The sequence below is a fragment of the Amycolatopsis sp. 3B14 genome (assembly GCF_050958625.1).
GTDB classification, from domain to species: Bacteria; Actinomycetota; Actinomycetes; order Mycobacteriales; family Pseudonocardiaceae; genus Amycolatopsis_E; species Amycolatopsis_E thermoflava.
Genome location: NZ_JBHZEN010000025.1, coordinates 171,929 through 187,168 on the forward strand (window position 1 = coordinate 171,929; position 15,240 = coordinate 187,168).

Consider the following 15,240-nt stretch of genomic DNA (forward strand, 5'->3'; position numbering starts at 1 on the left):
GCCCGGCATCACATCAAGTGATTGGCTTGTCGTCATAAAAAAGGTGATTCGGCTGAATCATACGTGCGGGTATATTGATGTCAAGTCGTTCATATCCTCGTTCACCCGGTCCTCCCAAATGCGTAGGAGCTGCTTCGCTCGTTCCACCATGGGTTTGCCGACGAGTTTGCCGCCGAGCGACGTCACGCAGCCGTCCTGTGCCGTCTCGACGACGGCCCGTGCGTGAGCCAGTTCGTCTGCCGTCGGCGTGAACAACTCGTTCACCAGCGCGACCTGCGCAGGGTGGACACAAATGCGTCCGGTGAACCCCAATGTCCGGGCGTGCAGGGAGTCGGCTCTGAGCACATCCTGGTCTGACAGTGAGGTTGTCGCGCCGTCGAGGGGGCGGGCGATTCCGGCCGCGGCCGACGCGGTGATGATGGCCGAACGGGCGTGGAGGAGCGCCGGCCATGCAGATCCGTCGGCGCCGAGATCATAGGCCATGTCGCCGTTTCCGAACGCCGCCCTGGCGACGCCGTCGGCTGCGCAAACCTCCGGCGCGTTGAGGATCCCGGTCGCCGTTTCCAGGAGCGGAACCATGCACGAGCCGTCCGGCAGTATGGCGTGCAAGCTCGCGATTTCGGCAGCGCTCTCGGCTTTGGGAAGCATGACCGTGCAGGCGAAGTGCCGCAACATCTCGACGTCTTCGTCGAACCACTCGGTCTCCGTGGCGTTGATCCGTACGACGGCGCTCCTGCCGTCGGCGAGCCACGCGTTGACGTTCTTGCGCGCGGTGTCCTTGAGGTTGTCGGCAACACCGTCCTCGAGGTCGAGGACTATGGCATCGGCTCCACTGCGACGAGCCTTGTCGAACCGCTCGGGGCGATGTGCAGGGACGAAGAGCAGGCTTCGGGCGTGAACGATGGTGGTCGGACGATCCGGCATCGGCGCTTCCTCTCTGGCTGGCAAGGGTCCGACGATTGCAAGGCTGTGGACCGTGCGACAGAGGCCAAGTTCCGCCGGTTCGGCCGGCCCCGGCGTTGACGGCTACGACGTGACGATCGTACCATCTGGCGAACAAGAAGTTTCACCAAGAGAAGTCGTGGGATTTGCCTGAGGGAGTGGTTGATGCCTGTGAAGGTTTCGGTGTGCGACGTGGGCCCCCGCGACGGGCTGCAGAACGAGAGTCGCGTCCTCGCTCCCGAAGTCCGTGCCGAGTTGTGCGCGCGGCTGGCAGCCGCGGGTTTGCAACGCATCGAGGCGGTCAGCTTCGTACGCGATGACCGCGTTCCCGCGATGGCCGGGGCGGAAGCCGTTCTCGAGGCTGTCGACAAGACAGGTGGAGTCCGGTGGGCGGGGCTGGTGCTCAACGAGCGGGGCTACGCGCGGGCTGTCGAAGCCGGTGTCGACGAGATTCGCTACGGTCTCCCGGTCACCGCTGCGTTCGCCGAACGCAACCAACGCACAACCGTTGACGCTGCACTTGACCTGGGCCTTGAACTCGTGAACCGGGCTCGTCACGATGGAATCCGTTGCACGGTGAGTCTGGCCGTCGCGTTCGGATGCCCCTTTGAGGGGGCTGTGCAGGCGGAGACCGTTCTCGGCATCGCGGAGAAGGTGCTGGCGGCGGGACCGGACGAGCTCATTCTGGCCGACTCGATCGGGGTCGGTGTGCCGCGACAGGTGCGGGCTCTCGTCGGTGAGCTCGTCGAGCCTGGCCGAATCGTCGGCTGTCACTTCCACAACACCAGAAACACCGGCTACGCGAACGCACTGGCAGCTGTCGAGGCGGGTGCCACGGTTCTGGACTCGTCTGTCGGCGGTCTGGGTGGTTGTCCGTTCGCTCCTGGCGCCACGGGCAACATCGCGACCGAGGATCTCGTCTATCTCCTCGAGGGCATGGGTTATGACACGGGTGTGGATCTGAACGACCTACGGTCCTGTTCCCGTTGGCTCGCTGAACAGGTCGGCCACGAGTTGCCGAGCCTGGTCGCTCGCGCCGGAGATCCTTGTGGGGTCGCATCGAGCGCCTCCTGATCTGTGGTCGTTCGCGTCCACTGGTGACGGAGCCGGAGCCTGACGGGCAGCGTGAAGTGAAGCGAGTTCGTCAGGCGCTGAGATGCGCTCGGCGCGGGTGTACCCCATGCCTCCATACTGGCCTGGTGCTCCCCGTCGAACCGATCCGCCTCCTGCTCAACGAGTGGGATCCCATCGGCGTCGCGGATTCCGTGGACGACGAGTACGACTGCTTGGTCTGGCCGTTGCTCTCCCGGCTGCGCGCGGGCGCCGACGTGGACGGGATCCGCGAGTACCTCCGCCACGAGATGTCCGACCACTTCGGACTGGACTCCGACGTGGACGGCATCGCCGAGCGGCTCGTCTCCTGGTGGCGCAGCCGCTAGGCGGGCCGCACCCTGGTGAGCTTGTCCGGGTTCAGCACGGCGAACACGGCGTGGATCCGGCCGTCCCGCACGTCCAGCGTCACCAGCTGCTCCTGCCCGCCCAGCCGCGTCCACACCGCGGGCTGCCCGTTGCTTTCCGCGATCCGCACCTCGTCCAGCGGGTAGCGCGCCAGCAGGCCCGTCACGAACGCCACCACGTGGTCCCGCCCGGTGACCGGGCGCAGCGCCGCCCGCACCTTGCCGCCGCCGTCGTTGTAGGCCACCACGTCCTCGCTGAGCAGTTCGGTCAGCGTGGTCAGGTCCCCGTCGCGCGCCGCGTCCAGGAAACGGGTCAACAGCTCGCCGTGCTCGGCCGCGGACGGGTGGAACCGGTCCCGCCCGCCCGACAACCGCCGCACGGCGCGGTGGTGCGTCTGACGACAGGCCGCGGGAGTGGCGCCGACAATCCCGGCGATCTCCTCGTACGGCACCTCGAACGCCTCCCGCAGCACGAACACCGCCCGCTCCGGCGGCGACAACCGCTCCATCAGGTGCAACGTCGCGTAGGAGAGAGTGTCCCGCAGCTCCGCCGTCTCCATCGGGCCGAACTCCCCGGCGTGCACCGGTTCCGGCAGCCACGGCCCGGGGTACGCCTCGCGCTTCACCCGCGCCGACCGCAACTGGTCCAGCGCCAGCCGGGTCACCACGGTGACCAGGAACGCGCGCGGCTCCCGGATCTCCGAGCGGTCCGCGCGCACCCACCGCAGATAGGCCTCCTGCACCACGTCCTCGGCGTCCCACATACTGCCCAGCAGCCGGTAGCCCAGCCCCAGCAGCACCGCCCGGTGTTCCTCGAACCCGCTCACCGGCCCGCGCCCGTCAGGTCCGCGGCGAACCCGTCCGACCACGACGGGTACCGCGGCCGCCAGTCCAGGCGCATCCGGGCGCGCGCGTTGTCGGCCCCGCGCAGCCGGTTCATGAACGCCACACCCCAGCCTCCCACGGCCAGCCGGGCCAGCGCCGCCGGCGCGCGCTTCGGGGCCGGCGCGCCCAGCAGTCGGGCGTAGGCGGGCAGCCACTCACGCAGCTCGGCGGGGCAGTCGTCGACGACGTTGAGCACGCCGGTCACCTCCGGCCGGTCGAGCGCCGCGACGACGGCGCTGGCGGCGTCGTCGGTGTGGGTGAAGGAGAAGGTGGCGTGCCCGCCGCCGACGAGCGGCACCTTCCCGGCACGCACCTGCCGCGCGAAGGACCCCTCGGCCGCGTAGATCGTGCCGGGGCCGTAGAGGTGGCCGATCCGCAGCACCAGCCCGCCCGCGCCGGTGGTCAGGTCCTCCAGTTCGCGCAGGGCGTTCAGCACAGGTGCGAACTGCTTCGGCGTGCCGACAGTCCACAAGGGAGCGTCTTCGCCCGCCGGCCCGGGCGCCGGCTGGTAGCCGTAGGCGAGGCCCTGGCTGATGATCCGCGCGCCGGCTGCCGCTTCGACCAGGTTGCGGGTGCCCTCGGTGCGCAGCCGGTTGGTGAGCGCGAACTGGCTCGCGAGCTTGCGCGGATCCAGTTCGCGGGGGATGGCGGTGAGCATGTTGACCACGACGTCCGGGGCGGCGTCCCGCACGGCCCGCCGGACGGCGGCCGGGTCGAGCGCGTCGACCCCGTCGGAGCGGGACAGCGTCGCCACGTCGTGCCCGACCGCGTGGAGCAACGGAACCAGCCGCCGCCCGATGACGCCACTGCCGCCCGCCACGAGTACTCGCATGATGTCCTCCTCGATCAGGTCGTGGGAGCAGGACGGGCGAGCCGCCCGCCGCGTGACCGGTCGGGGAAGTGACGCCGCTCACTCTGAAGCCAGGTCCGCCGCCCCTGAAACCGCGTTGAAGCCCTTCTGAAGCCGCCTCCTCCGAAGCTCGTCACCAGCAACGGAACAGCACACGGAGGAGGGGGCTTTGACCACCACCACGACCACCCCGGCCATCGAGGTCGCCGGGCTGCGCAAGGCGTTCGGGGACAAGGTCGTGCTCGGCGGGATCGATCTGCGCATCCCGGCCGGCTCGATCTTCGCCCTGCTCGGGCCCAACGGCGCGGGCAAGACGACCATGGTCCAGATCCTGTCGACCTACCTGCGGGCCGACTCCGGCAGCGCCCGCATCGCCGGGCACGACGTCGCCGCGGAAGCCGACCGCGTGCGGGCCGCCATCGGTGTCACCGGGCAGTTCTCCGCCGTCGACAACAAGCTGACCGCCGAGGAGAACCTCTGGCTGATGGCCGACCTGCACCACCTGCCCAAGGCCGAGGGCCGTCGCAGGGCGGCCGAGCTGCTCGAACGCTTCGACCTGGTCGAGGCGCGCAAGAAGCTCGCCGCGGTCTACTCGGGCGGCATGCGGCGCCGCCTGGACCTCGCGATGAGCCTGGTCGGCGAGCCGCGCATCATCTTCCTCGACGAGCCGACCACCGGCCTCGACCCGCGCAGCCGCCACACGATGTGGGAGATCATCCGCGACCTCGTCGCCCGCGGCGTCACCGTCTTCCTCACCACCCAGTACCTGGAGGAGGCCGACGAGCTGGCCGACCGCATCGCGGTGCTCGACCACGGCGTGTTCGTCGCCGAGGGCAGCCCGGCCGAGCTCAAGCGCCGCATCCCGGGCGGGCACGTCGAGCTCCGCTTCGCCGACGACCGCGCACTCGACCTGGCCGCCCGCACGTTCGGCGAGGTCACCCGCGACGACGATGCCCGCACCCTGCAGATCCCCAGCGACGGCGGCGTCCGCTCGCTGCGCGCGCTGCTCGACCGCATGGACCACGCCGGCATCGAGCCCGAGGGACTGTCGGTGCACACGCCCGACCTCGACGACGTCTTCTTCGCCCTGACCGGACACCCCACCGAAGAGAAGGTCTCCCGCTGATGTTCACCGACTCCGCCACCATGCTGCGCCGCAACCTCCGCCACGCGCTGCGCTACCCGTCGATGACCGCGAGCGTCGTCGCCGTCCCGATCATGATGCTGCTGTTGTTCAACTACGTCTTCGGCGGCGCCATCGGCAACGGCATCGCGGGCGCCCCGGCCGGCGGCGACTACCTCGGCTACCTCGTGCCCGGCATCCTGCTGCTCACCATCGGCTCGGCCTCGATGCCGGTGGCCGTCGCGATCTGCACCGACCTGACCGAGGGCATCGTGGCCCGCTTCCGCACCATGGCGATCGCCCGCGCGTCCGTCCTCACCGGACACGTCGTCGGCAACGTGATCCAGACCGTGGTGAGCCTCGTCGTCGTCCTCGCGGTGGCCGTCGCGATGGGTTTCCGCACCTCGGCCGGCTTCGGCGACTGGCTGCTCGCGGCCGCCGTCCTGCTGCTGCTCACGCTCGGCCTGAGCTGGTTCTCCGCCGCGCTCGGCCAGCTCTCCAAGACGCCGGAGGGCGCCAGCAACGTCGTGTTGCCGATGACCTTCCTGCTGCCGTTCCTGTCCAGCGCCTTCGTGCCGCTGGACTCGATGCCCGCCGGCATCCGCTGGTTCGCCGAGTACCAGCCGTTCACCGCGGTCATCGAGACCCTGCGCGGGCTGCTCGCCGGCACGCCGATCGGCTGGTACGGCTGGGGCGCCATCGGCTGGGGCGCGGGGATCACCGTCCTCGGCTACTTCTGGTCCAAGCGCCTCTTCAACCGGGAACCCACGCGCTGAGCAGGTCCAGCGCCGCCAGGCGCAGCTCGTCCGGGCCGAGGCCGGCGTACTCCGACACCGCGTCGGCGTACGCCGGCCCGTCGGCTTTCTCGGCCGCGGCCCGGAACCCGGCCGGTGTCATCGTGGGCTGGAAGTTGCGCAGGAACCCGAGCCGCTCGGCCAGCGCCACCAGCCGCACCCCGGTGCGGTCCCCGCGGTCGAGCGCGAGCACCCCGAGCGTGAGCAGAAGAGTGCCGCGCACCGCCATCCCGATCAGGTAAGCGGGCACCTTCGCCGCGCTCTCGCTGAACAACGGCGGCGCCAGCGGGGGGAGCTCGGCGACCAGGTCGGCGACCAGGTCGAGCCTTCCGTGCTGGGCGTGCGCGATCACCGTGACGCAGAGCAGCTCCAGCGTCCACGCGTCCAGGCCAGGCGCATCCGGCAGGGGGAGCACGCCGCTGTCCCGCTGACGGGCCACCGCCTGCCGCCACAGGGCGAGCCCCTGGTCGATTTCGTTGCGGGCCAAGGAGATCTCGGCGCGCACCCCGAGGTCGAACGTGATGACGTCGAACCGGTCCTCGCCGCCGCCCGGGCTCGTCTTCGCCAGCCAGCGTTCGGCCTCGTCGACCGCGCCGCTCTGCAGGGCGGCGAGCATGAGCCCCCACCGGATCCCGATCGTGTCGGGCCACGGCGCCAGTTCCGCCAGCACCCGCATCGCGACCGACAGGTGCCGTGCGGCTTCGTCCGGTTCGCCGCGCTGCAGGTACAGCTCGCCGAGCCGGGCGCGGGCCATCAACCGGACCCACGGCAGGCCGGAATCGCCCGCCGCGTCCAGCATCCGCACCGCCGAGGCGAGCGCCCGCTCGCCGTCACCCGCCGTCTCCCACCAGTAGCTGTGCACGGCGTGCGCGACGAACGCGAGCAGCGGCTGGTCGCTGTCGCCGAGGGCGTCCAGTCCGCGGCGATCGATCCCGGGCAGCGCGGACAGGACGGTGGACAGCGCGCGGACCAGCGTCGTCGGCGGCGCTTCGGGCAGCCGCCGCAGGACGACCAGCGACCGCACCGCGCGCGGACCCTGGAGCATGAAGGTCGCGGTGGCGCACACGGTCGCGGCCGTGCGGGTCACCTCGACGAACTCCGGTTTCGGGTGGAAGCGCGCGAGCGCCGCCGGCACTTCCGTGGTGAGCGCGGCCAGGCGCGAGTAGTTGGAGTCGGCCGTCCACAGCGCGCCCAGCGCCGCCGCCGTGGCCGCGACGGTCGCGCCGTCCGCCCGCTCGATGCCCAGCCGCATCGCCGTCACGAGGTTGTCCTGCTCGGCGCGGATCCGCTCGCTCGCCGTGTACGGGTCGGGGCCGAACACCGGTTCGTGGTGGGCCAGGCCGAAATCCCGGGCCCAGGCCAGGAAGTCCTCGGTGGCGCGCGCGGTCCCGCCGGCCTCGTCGAGGCGGGCGGCGCTGAACTCGCGCACCGTCTCCAGCATCCGGAACCGGGCGCCGACCGGGGTGTCGACGACCTTCAGCAGGGACTGACCGGACAGCTCCGCCAGCACGTCGAGGGTGTCGTGGCCGCCGAGCAGGTGCCGCGCGGCGTCTTCGGTGAACCCGCCGGGGAACACCGACAACGCGCGCATCGCCGCCTGCGCGTGCTCGTCGAGGAGGTGCCAGCTCCAGTCCACGACGGCCTGCAGCGTCCGGTGCCGCTGGGGCGCGTCGCGCGGGCCGCCGCGCAGCAGCGCGAACCGGTCGGTGAGGCGCCGCGCGATCTCCGCGACCGACAGCACGCGCACCCGCGCCGCCGCGAGCTCCACCGCCAGCGGCAGCCCGTCGAGGTGGCGGCACAGCGCGGCCACGGTGTCCGCGGGCAGGTCGGCGTCCGGCCGCGCGGCCCGGGCGCGCTGGGCGAACAGCTCGATCGACGTGTCCAGGTCGAGTTCCGGCAGCGGGTACACCGACTCCGACGACAGGCCCAGCGGCGCGCGGCTGGTGACGAGCACCCGCAGGTCCCGCGTCATCGACACCAGGGCCCCGACCAGCTCCGCGACCCCGTCGAGGACGTGCTCGCAGTTGTCCAGGATCAGCAGCGCCGGTGCGGCGCCGAGGACTTCGGCGATGCCGGTCAGGTCGTCGGGCGGCGGTGGGCCAGGCGTGCGGCGCGCCTCGCCGACGGCGAGCGCGGTCGCGACGTGCCCGGCCACGTCCGCGTCGGCGCGGACACCGGCCAGCGCGACGAAGTGGACCAGCGGCTGTTCGGCGTCCCGGCCGATCGAATGCGCGAGGCGGGTCTTGCCCAGCCCGCCGGGACCCACGATCGAGGTGACCCGGGACCGGCGCAGCAGCTGCGTGATCGCCGCGATGTCGTCCGCGCGGCCCAGCAGCGGATTGGGCTCGTGCGGGATGCCGTGCCGGACAGCCGGCCGCTCGCCGGCGAGCGTTTCCCGTTGCCACGCCTGGAGTTCCGGCCCGGGATCGGTGCCCAACTGGTCCCGCAGCTCGCGGCGGTAGGACTCGAACCTGGCCAGCGCCGCGGACGGCCCGGCGGTCGCGGACTCCGAGCGCAACAGCTCCAGCAGGACTTCCTCGTCACGCGGCCGGTCCGCCGCCGCGGCGGTGAGCGGTTCGACCGCCTCGGCGTGGCGGCCGAGCCGGGACAGCGCCAGCCCGCGGGCGCGCACGAGGAAGCGGTGGGCGGAGCGGCGTTCGCGGCGCAAGGTGGACAGCGGGTCCAGCCCGTCGTCGGCCGTGCCGTCCCAGAGCGCGAGCCCGGCGTCGGCCTCGGCGAGCGCGATCGCGGGATCGTCCGTCCGCGCCGCGGACGCGTGCCGGAGCAGCGCGGCGGCGTCGACCTGGGCGGGTTCGAGCGTGAGGCGGTACCCGGTCGGCGTGCTGGCGATGAGGTCGGGGCCGAGCTGCGAGCGGGCGCGCGAAACGAGGATCTGCAACGCCTTCACCGGGTTCTCCGGCTGCTCGTCCGGCCACAGCCCGTCCACCAGCCGGCCGGTGCCGCAGCCGGTGGTGAGGTCGCCGGCGAGCAGCGCGAGGAGGTCCCGCAGCCGGGGCGCGGTGATCTCCCGGCCGCGGCAGGCCACCCGCGGCAGCAGGGTCAGTTCGACAGTCACCGGGCCGGCTTGCCGGATCCGCGCGGCGTCTTCTCCTGGCTGAGCGCGACCCACCGCAGCTTCTCCTGCTCGCGGCGCGGCAGCCCGGACACGACCAGGTCGTAGGAGTCCTCGACCATCTCGCGCACCAGGTCCTCGGGCACGCCGCCGTCCAGCACGACGGTGTTCCAGTGCCGCTTGTTCAGGTGGTACCCGGCGGTGATCTCCGGGTGGTCGCGGCGCAGCTGCACCGCCAGGTCCGGATCGCACTTCAGGCTGACCCGCAGCGGCTTCGACTCGAGCGGGCTGAGGGCGAACATCTTGCCCGCGACCTTGAACACGCTGTTGGCCTCGCCGAACGGGAACTCCTCGCGGGCCCCCGGCAGCGACAGGCACAGTCGTTTGAGTTCGCCTGGCGTCATGGGTTCAGGCTAGCCACGTGCGGCCGTGTCCAGGATGCGGTCGAGCCCGAACTCGAAGCGGCGGGTGAACTCGTTGTCCACGAGGTGCGGCAGCACGCGGGCCAGCGCGGGGTGGCTGTCCGGGGTGACCGCGGACTCCAGCAGGCCGGCCACCGCGCCCGTCGCGCCCTGCTCCTCCTGCGTGAGGCCGAGCGTGAAGTAGAGGATCGTCCAGCAGGTCCAGCCCGCGTCGCGCGGTTCGAGGCCGCCGTCGAGCAGGGCGGCGACCAGCGCTTCCGCGGCGCGCAGGGTGGCCGGCTCGGCGACGAACGTCCCGGCGACGACGAACGCGCCGTCCCGGTGCGCCAGCAGCGCGCGGCGGAACCGGTGGGCCAGCTCGGTCGTGCGGTCCCGCCAGTCGTCCGGGAGCCCGTCGAGGGAGATGCCGGCGAAGATCGCGTCGGCCATCAGCTCACGCAGCCGTGCCTTGGTCTTGACGTGCCAGGAGACGGTGTTGAGCCGGACACCGAGCCGCCGCGCGACGGCACGCAGGCTGACGGCCTCCAGGCCCTCTTCGTCGAGCAGGTCGAGCGCGACCCGGACGATCTCGTCGCGCCGGCTGTCGCCGTTCCGGGTGATCACCGGGCGATGCTAGCCAGGTCGCCGTCAGGGGTGCTGATCAGGCTCGCCGCTGGGGGTCACGTCCGCGACGTGGCCGTCGGGGCGGATGAGGGCCGTGTCGAGCGCGGCCCAGTCCGGCCGGTCGTCCAGCGGCCGTCCGTGGTGGACGACCGTGCCGGGGGTGGCGGGGCCGGGCTCGTCGCGGAAGTCCAGCAGCACCGGGCGTCCCGCGTGCAGGAGCCGGAAGAGCGTGGTGTCACGGAACTTGAGGTTCGGCGCGCGGGTGCCGGTGAGCGGGTGCGCGCCGGGGTAGTGGACGGACAGACCGGACAGCCGCTCGGCGAGTGCCCTGGCGAACGCAGGCTGTTCGGCGATGAGGGTGCTGAGCAGCGACCGCAGCCGGCGGCCGTCCGGGGTGAACGCGGTCATCAGCGCGGTCTGCGCCTGGGTGTGCTCCAGGAGTTCGGCGCCGACCGGGTGGCGTTCGTCGTGGTAGGTGTCGAGGAGGTCGTCGGGCGCCTCGCCGCGAACCACGGCCCCCAGCTTCCAGCCGAGGTTCATCGCGTCCTGCAGGCCGACGTTGAGCCCGACGCCGCCGGCCGGCATGTGCATGTGGGCGGCGTCGCCGGCGAGCAGGACGCGTCCCCGGCGGTAGCGCGTGGCCTGCCGGCTGGCGTTGGAGAACCGGGACAGCCACGCCGGAGAGTGCATGCCGAAGTCCCGGCCGGCGATGGCGGTGACCTTGGCGCGCAGCTCGTCGAGGGTGAGCTCGCCGGGGTGGTCGGCGCGGACGTCGCCGGGACTGTGGCCGACCAGCCGGTGCAGGCCGCCGGGCAGCGGGACGGCCAGGAGCAGGCCGTCGGCGGTCGCGCGGCTGTAGGAGCCCGCGGACGGCGGGTCGGTCAGCACGACGTCCCCGAGCCAGCCGTAGACGGACGCGGACGTGCCGGGGAAGTCGATCCCGGCGGCGGCGCGGACGGTGCTGCGGGTGCCGTCGCAGCCCACGACGTACGCGGCGGCGACCGTGTACTCGCCGTCCGGGCCGTCGACCGCCACGCGCACCTCGCCGGGGTGTTCGGTGAGGCCGGTGACGTGGTGGCCGCGCCGGATGTCCGCGCCCCTCTCGCGCGCGTGGTCTTCCAGCAGCTCCTCGGTGCGTGCCTGCAGGAGCGCAAGGGTGATCGGGAAATCGGTGTCGAGCAGGGCGAAGTCCAGGCGGTCGTCGAGCACGGCGAAGTGCCCCTGCGGGATGGGGATCCCCTCGGCCAGGAACGGCTGCTCGACGCCGCGTGAGGCCAGCACCTCGATGGTGCGGGGGTGGATGGTGAGGGCCTTCGAGTGCGGGTCCCGTTCGGCGCGCTGTTCGAGGACGGTGACGTCGGCGCCCGCGAGGCGGAGTTCCGCGGCCAGCCACAGCCCGGTCGGGCCCGCTCCGGCGATGACGATCTTCTTGGTCACCGACCAAACGTAGCCTATGGTGGGTCGATGACCAAGAGTGAGATGCCGCAGTACGCCAACCCGGCCGGGCTCTTCGCGCTGCCGGAGATGTTCAGTCTGTCCGTCGCCGTGCCCGCGTCGCGGCTGGTGTTCCTGTCCGGGCAGGTCGCCTGGAATGCCGAGGGTGAACTCGTCGGCGAGGGTGACCACGGTGCGCAGGTGGAGCAGATCGTGCGGAACATCGACATCGCGCTCGCCGCCGCGGGCACGAGTCGTGAGCACCTGGTCAAGCACACGATCTACGTCGTCGGATATCACCCGGAGCTGGCGGAGGCGATCCTCGCGCCGTTGCGCGCCGGGGTGACGACGCGATCGGCGAGCACGCTCGTCGGCGTCCAGACCCTGTTTGACCCCCGCTACCTGGTCGAAATCGATGCAGTTGCCTGGATCCCTTGACGCATTCCCATATGGGTATATATTGGGTGCATGGCAAGGGCAGCGACTACGGCGGACGCGTTCAACGCGGTGGCCGAACCGCGGCGGCGGCAGATCCTCGATCTGCTGGCCGGCGGGGAGAAGCCGGTGAACGACCTGGTGTCGGTGCTCGGGCTCGCCCAGCCGCTGGTGTCGAAGCACCTGCGGGTCCTGCGGGAGGTGGGTTTGGTGGAGGTTCGCGACTCCGGACGGCAGCGGGTCTACCGCATCAACGCCCGCCCGCTGAAGGACATCCACGAGTGGGTCAGCGGATACCAGCGGTTGTGGGACGAGCGGTTCGACCGTATGGACGCGGTGTTGGAAGAACTCAAGGAACTGGAGGACGGAGATGAGCACGATGACGACTAGCGGTACGGCGAAGGTCACGCTCCCGGCGGACAACCAGGTTCAGATCGTGCGTGAGTTCAACGCGCCCGCGCGGCTGGTGTGGAAGGCGTGGACCACGCCGGAGCTGGTGAAGCGCTGGTGGTCGGGCGAGCGTGGCGAGGTCACGTCCGTCGAGGTCGACCTGCGGGTCGGCGGGAGATGGCGCAACGTGATGATCGCCGACGGCGGTTTCGAGGTCGCCTTCCACGGCGAATACCGGGAAATCGTGCCGCACGAGCGGATCGTGTCGACCGAGGTGTTCGAAGGCATGCCCGGTGCGGAGTCGCTGAACACGCTGACGCTGACCGAACACGAGGGGCGCACCACGCTGACCGTGCTGGCCGAGTACCCGAACAAGGAAACCCGCGACGGGCACCTGGAGTCCGGCATGGAAGGTGGCATGCAGGAGTCGCTGGACCGGCTGGAGCAGGTGGCGGTGTCACTGGCCTGACGGCTGGTGTTGCTGGGGTAGGCGCCTGGGGGCCGCTGCTGGTGGTGCCCGCCGGAGGGGAGGTGCCGGCCGGAGGGCAGGTGGTCTGGCCTGAGGGCAGGTGGTTGCCTGGGGGCTGGTGGTTGCCTGGCGCTGCTGCTGGTGCCGGTGTTGCCGACCTGGGGCTGCTGCTGGTGCTGGCGTTGCCGGCCTGCGGCTGCTGCTGGTGCCGGTGTTGCCGGCTTGAGGCTGCTGCTGGTGCCGGTGTTGCCGGCTTGAGGCTGCTGCTGGTGCCGGTGTTGCCGGTATGGGGCTGCTGCTGGTGCTGGCGTTGCCGGCTTGAGGCTGCTGCTGGTGCTGGCGTTGCCGGCTTGAGGCTGCTGCTGGCGGCGGTGTCGCTGGGTCTCGGGCTGCTGCTGGTGCTGCTGGCCTGACGGCAGGTGGTGCTGCGCTGAGGGCTGGCGGTCTCGCCAGGCGCTGCTGCTGGTGCTGGTGTGGCCGGCCGAGGGCTGCGGCTGATGGCGGTGTTGTCAGCCTGGGGGTCGCTTCTGGTGGTGGCGTTGGCGTAGCCCTCGCTGCTTCGGTGGCGCTGCTTCGAGGGTGTGGATTCGGTGGGCCTCGCGTTGCGGGGCCCACCGGCTTGTGCGCTGTGGGTGCCGCGGGTTCGTTCCAGGCAGGTGCCGCGCTGGCGGCGCGGAGCGCGCGGGTGCGCCTCACGTGCGGGCGCCTCCCGCCTGCGCGGGTTTCCGCCGCGGCGAAGGTTTTGCCCGGCAGCGACGAGGTTCTCGCGCTGTCGTGGCAGGGTTACGCCCTGCCGGAGCGGCGAAAAGTCTCGCCCGGCCACGGCAATTCGTGCGGCCCGCCGAGGCAAACCTGCGCCCCCGCCGGGGCAAACCTGTGCGCCCCGCTGGGGCAAACCTGCGCCCCCGCTGGGGCAAACCTGCGCCCCGCTGGGGGCAAACCTCGCGCCGCCGCGATCAGCAAGATCTCCGCCGCAGGGCGGGGATTCGCCTGGGCCTGCCGGTCCGCCTGGGGTTCCGCCCGGAGGTGGGGTGTCCGGGCGGAACCGGGGGCCGGTGCGGGGTTGCCGCCGGGGTCAGGCGTGCAGGATTCCTTGTGCCACCAGCGTTTCCCGCAGGCGGGTGATGATCGGCACCTGGCCCTTGACGAGCAGTTCCGCGGCGCGCTCGGGCGTCGTCCACTCGATGCGGTCCACCTCCGGGAATTCCTGGACGCGGCCGGAGCCCTTCGGCCACTCCATCTCGAACGTGTTGCTGGCGAAGCCGGCCGGGTCGAAGTCGCCCTCCGCGGCGAACGTTGTGATGACCTTGCCGCTCGGCTGGCGCACTTCGCCCAGCTCCAGGATCTCGCCCGTGAGGACGGGTTCGCCGACCTCCTCGGCGAACTCGCGCCGTGCGGCGGGCAGCGGGTCCTCGTCGGTGTACTCGCCCTTCGGGATGGACCAGGCCCGCTCGTTCTTGCGCGCCCAGAACGGCCCGCCCATGTGCGCGATCAGCACCTCCATCCCACCGTCGCCGGTCAGGCCGTACAGCAGGAACGCCGCGCTCTTCCTGGGCACCGGATCACCACTGGTCGTAGTGCAGGACCTCGGACAGCGGCTGGCGCTTCGCCGGCTTGAACGTCTCGCCGGTGTAGAACGCCGTCGGGATCAGCGCCGCCTGCCGGACGTGGTCCGGGATGCCCAGCAGTTCAGCGGCCTCCTTCTCGTAGACCAGGTGCAGCGACGTCCAAGCGGTGCCGAGCCCGAGGGTGCGCGCGGCGAGCATGTAGCTCCAGACCGCGGGCAGGATCGAGCCCCACAAGCCGGCCTGGTTGCCCTCGGGCAGCTTGCCGCCGGGCACGTGGATCGCCGGGACGAGCAGCACCGGCACCTCGGCCATGTGCTCGGCCAGGTAGTCGGCGCTGTTCATCACCCGGTGCTGGGTGGCGGCGCGGTCCGTGTCGCCCGGGTAGCGCTCCTCCGGCGCGGGGCCCAGGTCGCGGTAGGCCTTGTAGGACTTCGCGTACAGCTCGGCCAGCTTGGCGCGCTTGCCGGCGTCGGTGACCACGACCCAGTGCCAGTCCTGCCGGTTCGACCCGGTCGGCGCCTGCAGCGCGAGGGTGATCGCACGCTCGATGAGCTCGCGCGGCACGGGACGCGACAGGTCCAGCCGCTTGCGCACGCTGCGGGTGGTGGTCAACAGCTCCTCTGGTGTCATGCCCCCGATCCTGGCATGCGCCCCTGGGATCGGCGGCGGTCCCCGAGGTCGGCACGTGGAGGTGCCCTGCGCGGGGGCGGGATGGGCGGGTGGCTGGGCGGGATCGTGAGGGGGCGGTGGTGTGTGTGGTGGTGATGTTGGGGTTGGTGTTCGCCCGAGGGTGGG

General features: G+C 71.6%; 17 protein-coding genes. 8 read left to right on the plus strand and 9 right to left on the minus strand.

What is annotated here, in order from left to right:
- Positions 1-57: 57 nt before the first annotated feature.
- Complete coding sequence (locus tag ACCP09_RS16415) at positions 58-924, minus strand: HpcH/HpaI aldolase/citrate lyase family protein (RefSeq protein WP_433747575.1); 867 nt, start codon at positions 922-924, stop codon at positions 58-60.
- A gap of 183 nt (positions 925-1,107) precedes the next feature.
- On the opposite strand from ACCP09_RS16415, the gene ACCP09_RS16420 reads away from it, so the two are divergent.
- Both ACCP09_RS16420 and ACCP09_RS16425 read left to right on the plus strand, forming a co-directional pair.
- A complete protein-coding gene (locus ACCP09_RS16420; protein WP_433747578.1) occupies positions 1,108-2,016 on the plus strand; it encodes a hydroxymethylglutaryl-CoA lyase in 909 nt (302 codons plus the stop codon).
- Positions 2,017-2,141: 125 nt separating this feature from the next.
- Entirely contained in the window at positions 2,142-2,381 is a 240-nt protein-coding gene (locus ACCP09_RS16425; protein WP_400990086.1) for a hypothetical protein, read from the plus strand.
- On the opposite strand, the gene ACCP09_RS16430 is transcribed toward ACCP09_RS16425, so the two are convergent.
- Both ACCP09_RS16430 and ACCP09_RS16435 read right to left on the minus strand, forming a co-directional pair.
- Positions 2,378-3,226 (minus strand): RNA polymerase sigma-70 factor, encoded by an 849-nt coding sequence (locus ACCP09_RS16430; RefSeq protein ID WP_400990087.1) that lies wholly within the window; start codon positions 3,224-3,226, stop codon positions 2,378-2,380. The two genes, ACCP09_RS16425 and ACCP09_RS16430, sit on opposite strands and share 4 nt — an antisense overlap.
- Positions 3,223-4,116, minus strand: coding sequence for an NAD-dependent epimerase/dehydratase family protein (locus tag ACCP09_RS16435; protein WP_433747583.1), 894 nt, complete (start codon positions 4,114-4,116; stop codon positions 3,223-3,225). Before ACCP09_RS16435 ends, ACCP09_RS16430 begins: the two co-directional genes overlap by 4 nt.
- A gap of 187 nt (positions 4,117-4,303) precedes the next feature.
- On the opposite strand from ACCP09_RS16435, the gene ACCP09_RS16440 reads away from it, so the two are divergent.
- Together ACCP09_RS16440 and ACCP09_RS16445 are read left to right on the plus strand one after the other, a co-directional pair.
- Positions 4,304-5,260 (plus strand): daunorubicin resistance protein DrrA family ABC transporter ATP-binding protein, encoded by a 957-nt coding sequence (locus ACCP09_RS16440; RefSeq protein ID WP_027934645.1) that lies wholly within the window; start codon positions 4,304-4,306, stop codon positions 5,258-5,260.
- Positions 5,260-6,033 (plus strand): ABC transporter permease, encoded by a 774-nt coding sequence (locus tag ACCP09_RS16445; protein ID WP_027934646.1) that lies wholly within the window; start codon positions 5,260-5,262, stop codon positions 6,031-6,033. Before ACCP09_RS16440 ends, ACCP09_RS16445 begins: the two co-directional genes overlap by 1 nt.
- Here the strand turns inward: ACCP09_RS16445 and ACCP09_RS16450 are convergent.
- From ACCP09_RS16450 to ACCP09_RS16465, 4 genes are read right to left on the minus strand one after another with little or no spacing between them, the layout of a single operon-like run.
- On the minus strand, positions 6,011-9,127 hold the full coding sequence (locus ACCP09_RS16450; protein WP_433747587.1) for an ATP-binding protein: 3,117 nt from the start codon (positions 9,125-9,127) through the stop codon (positions 6,011-6,013). The genes ACCP09_RS16445 and ACCP09_RS16450 overlap by 23 nt on opposite strands.
- Positions 9,124-9,528, minus strand: coding sequence for an MmcQ/YjbR family DNA-binding protein (locus ACCP09_RS16455; RefSeq protein WP_020422027.1), 405 nt, complete (start codon positions 9,526-9,528; stop codon positions 9,124-9,126). Before ACCP09_RS16455 ends, ACCP09_RS16450 begins: the two co-directional genes overlap by 4 nt.
- Positions 9,529-9,537: 9 nt before the next feature.
- Positions 9,538-10,149: a TetR/AcrR family transcriptional regulator C-terminal domain-containing protein gene (locus ACCP09_RS16460; protein ID WP_433747591.1), complete on the minus strand. Its 612-nt coding sequence runs from the start codon at positions 10,147-10,149 to the stop codon at positions 9,538-9,540.
- A gap of 24 nt (positions 10,150-10,173) precedes the next feature.
- Positions 10,174-11,586: an FAD-dependent monooxygenase gene (locus ACCP09_RS16465; RefSeq protein ID WP_433747593.1), complete on the minus strand. Its 1,413-nt coding sequence runs from the start codon at positions 11,584-11,586 to the stop codon at positions 10,174-10,176.
- A 27-nt stretch (positions 11,587-11,613) separates the two neighbouring features.
- On the opposite strand from ACCP09_RS16465, the gene ACCP09_RS16470 reads away from it, so the two are divergent.
- From ACCP09_RS16470 to ACCP09_RS16485, 4 genes are all read left to right on the plus strand, one after another.
- Positions 11,614-12,021, plus strand: coding sequence for a RidA family protein (locus ACCP09_RS16470; RefSeq protein ID WP_433747596.1), 408 nt, complete (start codon positions 11,614-11,616; stop codon positions 12,019-12,021).
- A 30-nt stretch (positions 12,022-12,051) separates the two neighbouring features.
- Complete coding sequence (locus ACCP09_RS16475; protein WP_026153388.1) at positions 12,052-12,408, plus strand: ArsR/SmtB family transcription factor; 357 nt, start codon at positions 12,052-12,054, stop codon at positions 12,406-12,408.
- Positions 12,398-12,877 carry an SRPBCC family protein gene (locus tag ACCP09_RS16480; RefSeq protein ID WP_027934651.1) on the plus strand — a complete coding sequence of 160 codons (480 nt, stop codon included), beginning with the start codon at positions 12,398-12,400 and terminating at the stop codon, positions 12,875-12,877. The genes ACCP09_RS16475 and ACCP09_RS16480 overlap by 11 nt, the downstream gene beginning before the upstream one ends.
- A gap of 254 nt (positions 12,878-13,131) precedes the next feature.
- Positions 13,132-13,290, plus strand: coding sequence for a hypothetical protein (locus ACCP09_RS16485; RefSeq protein ID WP_433747600.1), 159 nt, complete (start codon positions 13,132-13,134; stop codon positions 13,288-13,290).
- Between the two features lie 662 nt (positions 13,291-13,952).
- Here the strand turns inward: ACCP09_RS16485 and ACCP09_RS16490 are convergent.
- Together ACCP09_RS16490 and ACCP09_RS16495 are read right to left on the minus strand one after the other, a co-directional pair.
- Positions 13,953-14,435 (minus strand): NUDIX domain-containing protein, encoded by a 483-nt coding sequence (locus ACCP09_RS16490; protein ID WP_433747602.1) that lies wholly within the window; start codon positions 14,433-14,435, stop codon positions 13,953-13,955.
- A gap of 4 nt (positions 14,436-14,439) precedes the next feature.
- On the minus strand, positions 14,440-15,075 hold the full coding sequence (locus tag ACCP09_RS16495; RefSeq protein WP_017984203.1) for a nitroreductase family protein: 636 nt from the start codon (positions 15,073-15,075) through the stop codon (positions 14,440-14,442).
- Positions 15,076-15,240: the final 165 nt, after the last annotated feature.